This is a genomic window from Aerosakkonema sp. BLCC-F183 (assembly GCF_041929145.1).
In the GTDB taxonomy this organism is placed as follows: domain Bacteria; phylum Cyanobacteriota; class Cyanobacteriia; order Cyanobacteriales; family Aerosakkonemataceae; genus Aerosakkonema.
In genome coordinates, this window is the sequence record NZ_JBHFNU010000054.1 from 95,331 (window position 1) to 107,805 (window position 12,475).

5 protein-coding genes and 1 pseudogene are annotated in these 12,475 nt (G+C 43.0%); 5 read left to right on the forward strand and 1 reads right to left on the reverse strand.

The features are described from left to right. Positions 1-38: 38 nt before the first annotated feature. Entirely contained in the window at positions 39-5,570 is a 5,532-nt protein-coding gene (locus ACE1CD_RS16045) for an AAA family ATPase (RefSeq protein ID WP_374825463.1), read from the reverse strand. Between the two features lie 548 nt (positions 5,571-6,118). Between ACE1CD_RS16045 and ACE1CD_RS16050 the strand changes: the two are divergent. The 5 genes and pseudogenes from ACE1CD_RS16050 to ACE1CD_RS16070 all read left to right on the forward strand — a co-directional run. Continuing rightward, a pseudogene (locus ACE1CD_RS16050) lies at positions 6,119-6,271 on the forward strand (Uma2 family endonuclease); the annotation flags it as partial. Next, positions 6,268-9,807 (forward strand): AAA-like domain-containing protein, encoded by a 3,540-nt coding sequence (locus ACE1CD_RS16055; RefSeq protein ID WP_374825465.1) that lies wholly within the window; start codon positions 6,268-6,270, stop codon positions 9,805-9,807. The pseudogene ACE1CD_RS16050 and the gene ACE1CD_RS16055, both read left to right, overlap by 4 nt. A 12-nt stretch (positions 9,808-9,819) precedes the next feature. Further along, positions 9,820-10,473: a glutathione S-transferase family protein gene (locus tag ACE1CD_RS16060; protein ID WP_374794330.1), complete on the forward strand. Its 654-nt coding sequence runs from the start codon at positions 9,820-9,822 to the stop codon at positions 10,471-10,473. 223 nt (positions 10,474-10,696) lie between these two features. Then, on the forward strand, positions 10,697-11,626 hold the full coding sequence (locus ACE1CD_RS16065; RefSeq protein ID WP_374794331.1) for a DUF5996 family protein: 930 nt from the start codon (positions 10,697-10,699) through the stop codon (positions 11,624-11,626). Between the two features lie 329 nt (positions 11,627-11,955). Next, positions 11,956-12,465, forward strand: a complete 510-nt coding sequence (locus tag ACE1CD_RS16070) for an MAPEG family protein (RefSeq protein WP_374825467.1) — start codon at positions 11,956-11,958, stop codon at positions 12,463-12,465. The last annotated feature ends 10 nt before the right edge of the window (positions 12,466-12,475 follow it).

Consider the following 12,475-nt stretch of genomic DNA (forward strand, 5'->3'; position numbering starts at 1 on the left):
GAAAAGTTTAACAATTTCCCAAAAGAAGAGTTTTTTTCCTAGATCCTAACCCCTAACCCCTTTCTCTGCTGCTTGACAGGAATTTCAATGACGAACTCCGCCCCCTCTCCCGGCACTGAGGAACATTTGAGTTTACCGCCGTGTTTTTCCACCACTATCTGATAGGTAATAGATAAACCCAACCCAGTGCCAGAACCGACTGGTTTTGTGGTGAAGAAGGGGTCAAATAACTTTTGACGGATCTCTTCCCTCATACCAGGGCCGTTATCTGCTATTTTGATTAGTACCCAACCGTTATCCAGCACATCCGTGCAAATTCGGATGTAAGGTGATTGCTTAGCGTGTACCGAATTTTTGTCTGTATATTCCCGGTCGTATAGAGCATCAATAGCATTGGTCAGTATATTCATAAATACCTGGTTCAGTTGCCCTGGATAACACTCGACTTTCGGAAGCTGACCGTAATCTTTGATAACTTCAATTGGTGGATTTCCTACCTTTTCTTTGAGGCGATGCTGTAAAATCAACAAAGAGCTATCGATACCGGAATGAATATCCACAGATTTCATATCCGCTTCATCCAGGCGGGAGAAGTTTCGCAGTGACAGCACAATCTGACGAATGCGATCGGCCCCTACCTGCATGGAATCTATAATTTTCGGGAAGTCAGTCCTGACAAATTCAAAATCGCTCGCTTCTATTTCAGCTTCAATTTCAGGTGAGTTATTGGAGTATTTGTCATAAACCCGAATCAGGTGTAAGAGGTCTTCAAGATACTGCCTAGCATGGTTAAGATTGCCATAGATAAAGTTAACTGGATTGTTAATTTCGTGAGCGATCCCAGCAACCAACTGCCCCAGAGAAGACATTTTTTCATTTTGAATCAACTGAGTCTGAGTTTGCTGTAATTCTTGCAAAGTTTGTTGTAACTGCTGATTTTTTTCCCTTAATTCCAGCGTCCTCTCGTCCACCCGCCGTTCCAAAGTTTTGCTGTAATCTTCTAACTGTTCGTTGGCTTGTTTTAAGTTTTCAGTTGCCACTTCTAAATTGTTATACAACATAGCATTTTTTAGAGAAATGGCTGCTTGGGAAGAAAGGATCTTAATGACTTCCAAACGTCCGGGAGTGAATGCACCAGCGGTCAAGTTATTTTCTAAATAAAGAATGCCGATCGATTTACTTTGATTGATAATCGGTACGCATAAAATCGATTTCGGTTGATTTTTGATAATATAAGGATCTGCGGTAAATTTCCCTTCTTTTGCAGCATCATTCAAAACTACGTTTTCACAAGTCCTAGCTACAAAATTTATCAGGCATATCGGCAGATGCTGACTGCAAGAAACGGGTATTGATGATGGCATTACAACCCCGTCTCGCTCTACGCTACCAGTAGCCTCTATTAAGAGTTGACCATTTTTATCTAAAATAAGGCAACTCTTTTGGGCCCCCGCATTTTCCATCGCAATATTCAATAATTTATCTAGCAATCTATCCAAAACAATTTCATCCGTAACGGCTTGTGAAGCTTTGATTACTGTGGCAAAATCCAACTTATCCGAAGCAATACTATTCGTCAAAGTAGTTGTTTTTGTTATATTAAAAATCTGCGTTTCTGTTTTGATTATTTGAGATAATATTTGGCTATATCTTGACTCTAAATTTTTAACTTTTGCCATTGCTCCCCAACGAATATAGCCATAGTATGCTTCCATCAAATATGTCTGACTTACTTTTTTTCGATCCAGGGAAAAATAAAATTCTGCTGCTAGTTCATTAGCCAGTGCTTCTTCTTGAATGTATCCTTGTTCCTTGGCTCCGTTTATGGCGCGATCGTAATACTCCATCGCTGCTAAAATTTGTCCTAATACCCGTGCTTTCTCTGCTTCCACTAGCTCGTACTTGTGTTGGAAATTGCATGGGGCGTATTCTGCCCATTTCCGCATCTTTTCCTGATTTTCCTCCACTTGTTTGAGCAATTCTTGTTGCCGATCCTCTTTCCCACAATCTCCCTGGCGATACACAGCCAGAAGAGCAAGAGAATAGTAAAAGTTATAAGCAGCAAAACTTACTATCCAACCCATCACAGGAGCAGCGTATTTTACTGCTAACTCGGCATTGGCAACAGCTTCAGTATAATTTCCAAATAAATAAAATAGAAAACTTTTGGCAAAATAAATGGAAAAAAGCAAAATCGGATTATTAAGTTCTAAAAAAACTGGCAAGCTCTCCGACTCATCTAGACTGCTCCCAATTAATAGGTATCCACTTTCCGCACCGGAAATATTTAAGCTCAATTGTCTCCATATTTTTGCATAGTAAATAGAGTATTCTTGCTTAAAGCTTAACTGGAGAGTAAGGTATTGATGTTGCTGTTTTTCAACTAATTCAACTGGTTCTCCCAACCAAAACATATTAGAGCAATAGTTATTAGCACAATAGCAAGCGAACTCTAAATCACCAGTTTCCAATCCACTTTGAAAACCCTGCAAAAACGGTGTAATAGTTTCCTTAGTATGCTCTTTCCAAGGTCTGATAAAAAGGTTAAATAGGTTATATACTTTAGATTGCAGTTCTCTGGCATCAAATCTTTGTAAGAGCCTCAAAGCTAGTTGCCCAGACTTGTATCCGGCATCCACTTTACCGATTATCGCACACAAGATCATGCCATAAAAAGCATAGGTAAAAGCGGCTATTCCCGAATAGCCGTGTTCGATACAAAGATTGACTTGAGTCAATACCAGTAGCGGTAAAATTTCTGGCTTTGCCATAGTAGCAGGAGCGCCAACGGTCATAAGAAGGCGCAGAGTTGCCAGGTGATAGGGATCTGTCATAGCGGGAAGATTTTCTAAGTCTTCCAGTTCAGGCAAATCAACCACCCAACGATCGCTACTCGGCGGACTTGATAGACTAACACCTAGCATCTCCAGTGCTTGCAAGCCAGTATTCATCGCTGTAAGCATCTGGTTTTGAGCCATATAAAACTGTATTTGGATCTCGTAGACCTTGACTCGATCGAGCAGGTTAGTGGCGTGTTGTAAAATGGTGTCAGCTAAAATAGCCGAGCGCTCAAAGTTAATATTCAAATATTCTACTTCTGCTGCTTCTAAATACAGATTTAATGTCAATTCGTAGTGGCTTTGCCAACTATCTGCACCCAGCAGTTCTAGCCCAACATTTAAATACTTGAGCGCTGGTTCGTAAGCTGTCGCCGCCTTCGCTTTCTGACCCGCAATAAAATTTAACTCAGCCAACTCATATTTTTCTTCTTCACAGGCGATTAAGTCAGTCCCGAAATTCAGTTGGTTAACTAAAGCAAAAATATTTTCTTTCCGTTCTTCTGGATTAGTATTTTTCAGCAGCAGTTGGCCAATTTTCAGATGGGTTTCTTTTTTTCGTTCTTCGGGAATCAGAGAATAGGCTGCTTGCTGCACGCGATCGTGCAAAAATTTGTAGCTAACGTTCACACGATCGAACGTTAAAGCCGCCCTGCTGTCTTCTTCAAGTAAGAGCGGTATTTTGTAGGCATTGCTAAGAGGTAAAATTAACCCGGCTTGCAGCGCTGACCATAAATCGGCAGCTGTAGCTGACTGAGATTTTTCATTGACAATTGCCAAAACGGATAAATTAAATTGATTGCCAACACAGGCAGCTAATTTTAAGACAGTTTGCGTCTCCTCCGACAGCTTCTGAATATTTTTCGCGATGAGTTCGACTACGTTATAATCGGTGATACCGATCGCTTGAATCTGGGCGATATCCCACTGCCACATTCCGCTACTAAAATCAAAGTTTAATAACTTTTCCTGGTAAAGCGAGGTGAGCAGCTGAGTTAAAAAGAAGGGATTGCCTTGAGTTTTGTTGTAAACTAAATCGGCTAACGGCTGGGATCTGTGAGTGCGTTCGCTATTCGTGCCGGATGGCATATCGCCAAGCGTATCCGCTACTAATTGGCTGACGTTTTCCATATCCAAAGCACGCAGGATAATATTATTGACGATCGCGCCAGCTTTGAGAATTTCCTCTAAAGTCAGCATCAACGGATGAGTCGCGCTGACTTCGTTATCTCGATACGCTCCCATCAGCAACAAATATTTGCTATCCGAATTCGTCATTAGCACCTGAATCAATTTCAGAGATGCTGAATCCGCCCATTGTAAATCATCTAAAAATAGGACGAGGGGATGTTCTGGTTTGGTAAATACTTGTATAAATTGCTGAAATACCCGATTAAATCGATTCTGCGATTCAGCCGGCCCCAACTGCGGCACTGGTGGCTGTGGCCCTACAATCAATTCGACTTCCGGTATCACATCAATAATTATCTGACCGTTCGCAGCAAGGGCATCTAATAGTTTATTTTTCCAGCCAGCAATATTTTCTTTACTTTCCGTTAACAACTGCCGAATCAAATCTTGAAAGGCGCTGACTACAGAAACATAAGGGATATTCCGCTTAAATTGATCGAACTTACCAGCGATAAAATATCCTCGCTGACGCACAATCGGTTTATGAACTTCATTCACTAAGGAAGATTTGCCAATCCCGGAATAGCCGCTTACGAGCATCATCTCTATCCCGCTTTCATTTCCCGATCGCTCCTGTGAAAGACGGGGGTTACTGACTCTTTCAAAAGCCTCCATCAAACTGGCTACTTCTTTCTCTCGTCCGTACAGTTTCTGCGGAATCAGGAATTGGCTGGCTTTATCCCACTGACCGGGAGAAAAGTTTATAATTTGGCCAGTGGCTGATAGCCGATCTAAACAAAGTTCTAAGTCTGCTTTTAATCCCAAAGCGCTTTGGTATCGATCTTCAGCATTTTTAGCTAACAACTTGACGATCGTATCGGAAACAGCTTCGGGAATATTACTAATCCGCTTGTTTGGGGGCAAGGGTTGTTTGGCAATATGACAATGTATTAATTCCAATGGGTCTGTACTATCAAATGGTAACTGCCCGGTCAATATTTCATAAAATGTGACTCCTAATGAATAAAGGTCAGTGCGATAGTCAATATTCCGGTTCATGCGACCAGTTTGCTCTGGTGATATATAGGCAAGCGTACCCTCTAGAGAATTACAGTTACTTAAGTATAAGTTTTCTCTTGTCAGCCGCGATGCAATGCTAAAGTCTGTGATTTTTGTTTCTAATGTTTGGGGATTTATCAAAATATTATGCGGTTTGATGTCTTTATGAATTACCAAATTGCTGTGAATTCTATTAAGTGTATCGGCCAGCGCGATCGCAATTTTTAAAAAAGCAATTGTTTCCAGGGGTTTCCCCAGAGCAAATTGTTCGAGAGATTCGCCGTCAAAATATTCTAATATCAGGGCTAATCCGTGCGGGTAATTCGCCAATTTGTAAGGTTTGACGATCCCCGGTATGTCCAGGTTTTTAGAAATTTCGTATTCATTTTTCAAACAAATAATTTCTTCCCACGTAGGATGAGTAGCTCTAGGTATTTTTACGATCGCAGCTGCTTGAGCTTCATGGCTATATGCTTTATAAACAACCGTTTTAAAGTTTTCGTAGATTTTTTCGGTAATTATGTACCCTGGAATAATTTGCATAAGTTCAATATTCTTTTTGTAAAACTTGCACAGCACAGTTGGGAGAATAATAAAATCAACTTAAGCTAGGCATATCTTAATTGTACTAAAAATATAATAATTTGTAAGGGTTGGGCGAATTGTGCGAGCGCTCGGAACAATTAGTAAAAAATTTGTTGCAAAAACGACGGTAAGATAGAAAAATCTTGATAGATCGCAAAAAAGCTGACAGGGCTAGTTGGTCAACCTACTCAATAGTTTGGCAATTTTGTGGCGGGTCACCTCTGGCATCTACTTTAGGCGATCGACCAAATCGCGATCGCAGATGCAGTCTCCCTCATAGGGTAGACTCTTTATTCCGTTCCTTCCCGGATAAAATATTTGTACCCTAGCACGTAAGTAGAAACCCGTAAATAAATTTATGGGAGGCACGGGCGATAACTTCTACCAAAAAACTAATAATTAACTTTCTGTGCGTAACCCACCATCACGATATTCTGTTACATAGGCTAACATTTTTCACCATAAACCAGCAAGAGCAGTCCTCAGTTAGTTAAACTGTTGAGTGAGTGGAACATCCCAAACAACCGACTATTTCCATCTATTATTTAGTCGATGGGGAATATCAGGTTAATCAGTTTCGAGGTGATGACTCGATCGTATCTCCGACATTTCCAGAATTAAATTTGACTGCCAAACAGATTTTTGCAGATGGGCAATGAACAATGTTACATACCAAGTAGGTGGCAGTCTCAACACAGATGCACCCACCTACGTCAAACGAAAAGCAGACGACCAACTCTATCAAGCCTTAAAAAAGGGCGAGTTTTGTTACGTCCTCAACTCCCGTCAAATGGGCAAATCTTCACTGCTCGTTCGTACCCTACACCGACTGCAAGCAGAAGGATTTTTATGCAGTACGATCGACATGACTCGCATCGGCAGCGAAAACATCACCCCCTTACAGTGGTACAAAGGAATTGTGGGCGATTTGTGGCGCGGTTTTAACCTATTAGGACAAGTTAATTTAAAAAGTTGGTGGCAGGAACAAGAAGAAATTTCCCTCCTGCAAAGGTTGAGTCAATTTATAGAAGAAATCTTATTGGTGAAATTTCCTAATGACAGAATTTTTATATTTGTCGATGAAATTGATAGTATTTTAAGTTTAGATTTTCCCGTCGATGATTTTTTCGCCTTAATTCGATATTGTTATAACCAACGCGCGATCGATCCAGAGTACAACCGGATTACCTTTGCCCTTTTCGGAGTCGCCACACCCAGCGACTTAATAGCCGATAAAAGTCGAACGCCATTTAATATCGGACAAAGCATAGATTTGCAGGGCTTTAAATTATCAGAAGCCGCGCCCTTAGTCAAGGGATTAGAAACTGTCATAAGTAATGCCCAAGCAGTTATTAAAGAAATATTGACTTGGACTGGCGGACAACCATTTTTGACCCAAAAGCTGTGTATGTTGGTGATAAGAGCGGCAGAAGAATCCGAAAGCGGCACTTTGACAATACCGCTGGGGACAGAGGGATTTTTTGTGGAGTCGGTGGTGAGAGAACACATCATCAATAAATGGGAATCGCAAGATGAGCCTGAGCATTTAAAAACGATACGCGATCGCATCCTTCACAACGGCCAAAAAACAGGCAGATTATTGGGCATATATCAGCAAATTTTACAAGGGGTGAAAGTTCCCAGCGATGATAGCCGCGAGCAAATCGAACTTATCCTCAGCGGTTCGATCGAAAAACAGCAAGGTTACTTGGAGGTAAAAAATCTCATTTATCAACAAGTTTTTACCTTGGCATGGGTAGAAAATCAATTAGCGTTGCTGCGTCCTTATTCGCAAGCATTTGATGCTTGGATTGTCTCTCAACAAACAGACGAATCGCGATTATTGCGCGGACAAGCTTTGCAAGATGCCCAACTCTGGGCGCAAGGTAAAAGCTTGAGCGATTTAGACTATAAGTTTTTAGCAGCTTCGGTTGAATTCGATCGCAAAGAAGTTCAGCAGGCACTAGAAGCAGAACGCATTAAAGAAGTAGAAGCGCGACTCACTCAAGAGAAAAAAACTGCTAAATTGCAAAGATTCCTGCTGGTAACAGTCGGTATTGCCTCTGTAGTTTCTACCGCATTGGGAATAGGAGCTTTCCTTCAGTACCGCCAAGCAGTCAAAAGCGAAAGCCAAGCCAGACTCAGCGAAATTCGAGCATTAGTTTCTTCTTCTGAAGGATTGTTTGCCTCCCATCGCAGATTAGATGCACTGATCGAAGCAATCAAAGCCCAACAAAGATTGCAAAAATTAAGTGAAACAAACGCTAATATTCAGGATCGCGTACAAAATGTAATGCGGCAAACTGTTTACGGAATAGATGAATACAATCATTTTTCGGGACATCAAGCGGCTGTGATGACAGTCGATATCAGTCCTGATAGCAAGCTAATTGCCTCGGCAAGCGTAGATAAAACAATTAAAGTTTGGCGCGTCGATGGTACGGAAATTGCCACCCTCAAAGGTCATCAAGCGATCGTTCGCCGAGTCAAATTTAGCCCAGACGGTCAGCTAATTGCTTCTGGAAGTGACGATGGTACTGTAAAACTTTGGAAGTTAGATGGCACTTTACTGAAAACTTTTCAGGGTCACAGTCTTGCCGTGTGGGGAGTCGCTTTTAGTCCGCAAGGTAATACAATTGCCTCTGCAAGTCAAGATAATACTGTGAAACTCTGGCAGTTAGACGGTACTTTATTAAAAACTTTCCCAGCTCGTACTGGTGGTGCCTTAACTTCAGTCGCATTTAGTCCCGATGGTGAAATAATTGCATCAACAAGTGGAGACAAAACTATAAAACTCTGGAAGCTTGACGGTACTTTTTTGAGATCGCTCGTCGGTCATACTGCGATCGTATCTTCAGTGGCGTTTAGTCCCGACGGTAAAACAATTGTTTCGGCAAGTGGAGACAAAACCATAAAAGTTTGGAAGCTGGACGGTACTTTGCTGAGGACGCTTGTCGGTCATACTGCTGTCATATCTTCAGTGGCGTTTAGTCCCAACGGTCAAAAAATCGTCTCTGCAAGTCGGGATAAAACTGTCAAAATTTGGCATATTGACGGCACAGAACTGACTACCTTTAGAGGTCACAGCGCCTCGATTTGGGATGTAGCTTGGAGTCCCGATGGCAGCTATATTGCTTCGGCGGGTGCAGAAAATACCGTCAGATTGTGGGAAAGTCAAAATCCCTTACAGACAACTATTACTGCCCATAAAGGTGGAATTTGGGGAATCGCTATCAGTGCCGATAGTTCGACGATCGCTACTTCTAGCGAGGACGGTACAGTTAAACTTTGGAGTCGGGAAGGCAAATTGTTGGCGACTTTCACTGGAGAAAATTCGGCACTCTATGGAGTTGGTGTTGCTAGCGGTGCGGATGGCCAGTTAATTGCTGCTACCAGAAACGATAATAAGGTAAATATTTGGGAGCGAAATGGGAAAGAGATCGCAACTTTAACAGGTCATCAAGCTACCGTCTTTTCAGTCGCTTTCAGTCCAGACGCTCAAATTATTGCTACGGGAAGTGTAGATAACACAATTAAGCTTTGGCGACGCGACGGTACATTATTGCATACCATGACCGAACATCACGCTCCTGTTTGGCAGGTAGCATTTAGTCCCGACGGTCAGTTACTTGCCTCCGCAGGCGGAGACGGTACTGTAAAGTTGTGGAAGCTGGACGGTAGTTTGGTGAGAACTTTCCGAGGTCACACTGCGGCAGTTTGGAGAGTTGCTTTTAACCGTCAAGGTAATATCATCGCTTCTGGTAGTGGCGATAATACCGTTAAGCTTTGGACAGTTGATGGGAAATTACTCAGAACGCTTGTAGGTCACACAGCAGCAGTATGGGGAGTGGGGTTTAGTCCTGACAGTCAAATTATCGCTTCTGGCGGTGTAGACAATACGGTGAAGTTGTGGAAACTCGACGGTACGGAATTAACAACCCTCAGAGGTCACACTGCGGCAATTAGGGGAGTGGCGTACAGTCCTGACGGAACTTTTGTCGCTTCCGTCAGTGAGGATAACACCCTGAATCTGTGGAATGTAGAGCGAATCCTCAAGCTGGATTTGTTAAATTATGGTTGCGATCGCGTGCGAGATTATCTGCGGACAAATCGGGAATTGGAGGAGAGCGATCGCATGACTCTCAAATTCATCAAGCCCATACCCTCTCGATCGATCTCCGATAAATACAATTGAAGTCGAGTTAAAATGGCAGAATTTACTTTAATAATTGGCAACAAAAATTATTCTTCTTGGTCGCTGCGTCCTTGGTTAGTTCTCAAACACTTAGACATTGAGTTTACCGAAATACGCATTCCCCTTTATACGCCGACCGCGAAACAAGAGATTTTGCAATATTCTCCAAACGGAAAAGTACCAGCTTTGCTACACAACGATGTGAATGTGTGGGAATCATTATCAATTTGCGAATATCTAGCCGAATGTTTTCCGTCAGCCAATTTATGGCCAATCGATAGACAAGCAAGAGCGATCGCTCGTTCCATTTCTCAAGAAATGCACGCAGGTTTTGCCAATCTCCGCCAGCATATGTCCATGAACTGTCGAGCCCGGTTGCCTGGAAAAGGCAGACAACCGGGAGTCGCAGAAGATATTCAACGCATTGTCAGTATCTGGCAAGATTGTCGTCAGAAGTTCGAGTCAGGCGGTGATTTTCTGTTCGGACATTTTACGATCGCCGATGCTATGTTTGCTCCCGTTGTTTCTCGTTTTATTACTTATGCTGTCGAATTAGACCCCGTTTCTTCAGCTTATGCAAACACAATTTGGTCTTTACCAGCTATGCAAGATTGGGTTAAAGATGCCATTGGAGAGACAGAGCGAATTGAACAATATGAGTTTTAGTAGTAGCAATTGGTATTCTGCGTTCTCTCGGCACAACCGAAGCAGTATCTCGCGCTTCTATAGCACTTTCGATCGATAATTTACTTTCCGTGCCGTCACCCACCGAGCGCACTCAACTGTAACATAAACAAACATTTTTCTCTGTAAATCCGGAAGAGCCCATCGGTTACTATGGAAGCATTCTCTACTGTATTAGCCATTTCCTCACATCGAGGTTTCCATCATGGTAGATTCCATTACCGATAACGCTTGGCCAAGTTTGCCTCTTGCCGCATGGCAAGATACCTATGAAACGCTACATATGTGGACTCAGATAGTCGGCAAAATTCGGCTCAAGCTCGTTCCCAAAATTAACCACTGTTGGAATTGCACTTTGTACGTAACGCCCCGTGGGTTAACAACCGCTTCAATTCCCTACGGAACTCGTACCTTTGAAATTAGCTTTGATTTTCTCGCTCACCAGTTGCTTTTCCAGACTAGCGACGGTATGACCAAAACTATTGGGCTCGCACCGCGCTCCGTGGCAGATTTCTACGAGGACGTGATGCGTACATTAAGTGAATTGGGCATCGAAGTAAAGATTTGGAATATGCCCCAGGAAGTCGCAGACCCAATTCCTTTTGACCGAGACACGAAACACGCAGCTTACGATGCGGAATACGCACAGCGGCTTTGGCGGATTTTTGTGCAAGCAGACCGGGTGATGACAGCATTTCGGGCTCGTTTTATCGGTAAATGCAGCCCCGTACATTATTTCTGGGGCAGCTTTGACCTCGCCGTCACCCGCTTCTCCGGACGGCGTGCGCCAGAACATCCAGGTGGGGTTATTAATTTAGCAGATTGGGTGACCAGAGACGCATACTCGCACGAGGTCAGCAGTTGTGGTTTTTGGCCGGGTGGTGGGTCAGTAGACGAGCCTGTTTTTTACGCCTACGCTTACCCGGAACCGCAAGGATTCCCAGACTACCCCGTGCAGCCAAAAGAGGCATTTTACAGTTCGCAGTTGCGAGAATTTATCCTCCCCTACGAAGCAGTGCGACAAGCTGACGACCCAGATGCTATGCTGCTTGCTTTCTTGCAAACTACATACGAAGCAGCTGCCAATACAGGCAACTGGGATGGCGCAGCGCTGGAATATTCTCCCAAATCTTGATATTCTCCCCCACCAAATCAAAGATTTTAGTGGGGGATTTTCAGTTTAAAAATGTTTTTTGAACGCATGGCGATCGCACAATCTCAAACTGTACCGCACTTAACGCATTTATGTGTCCTAATACTAAGTTTTGGCTCTCCCCTTTTTGGGGTGATAGTAAAAACTTATTCAGCCGTAGGGTGGGTTAGGCACGGGCGATAAGTTTAGCACTTTCAAGCAATAATTAAGTTCCCGTACCGTCACCCACCATCTCATACATCTGTAACATCAACAAACATTTTCCACCATAAACGCGAAACACCATTGTCAGTTAACTAAGGAAACTCGAAATGAACTCGATCCCTATCCCCATTTCCACTTTATTCATCGGAGTCAACGGCTTAATTGCTTTTGCACTTTCCTACATCGTCGTGATGGAGCGCACGAAAACAAGGGTTTGGCATGGAGAATCAAAAGAAGATATTGCCACACAATCAAATTACTTGGAAAACCCTAATGCCTGGGCAGCTTTTGTCGAGAGTTTAACCCAAAAATCTGTACCGACGAAAACAAACGATGACGGTCTTTTGCAACGGAAAGTGCGTGCTTACGGTAATTTTGCGGAATATGTTCCCCACGCATTGTTGTTCGTACTTGTACTTGAGTTAATGCACGCACCCAGGTTGCTTTTGTGGCTACTTGGAGGTGCCCTGACAGTTGGTCGGATCGCCCATGCTTGGGGCTTGATAAAAACCTATGGGCCTTCGCCCGGTCGTGCTATTGGGTTCTTTCTTACCTGGTTCGTCTACATTATTGGTGCCAGTGCTTGCATTTATTACGGCATTGTCGGAATTTTTTAACTTTGTCAGA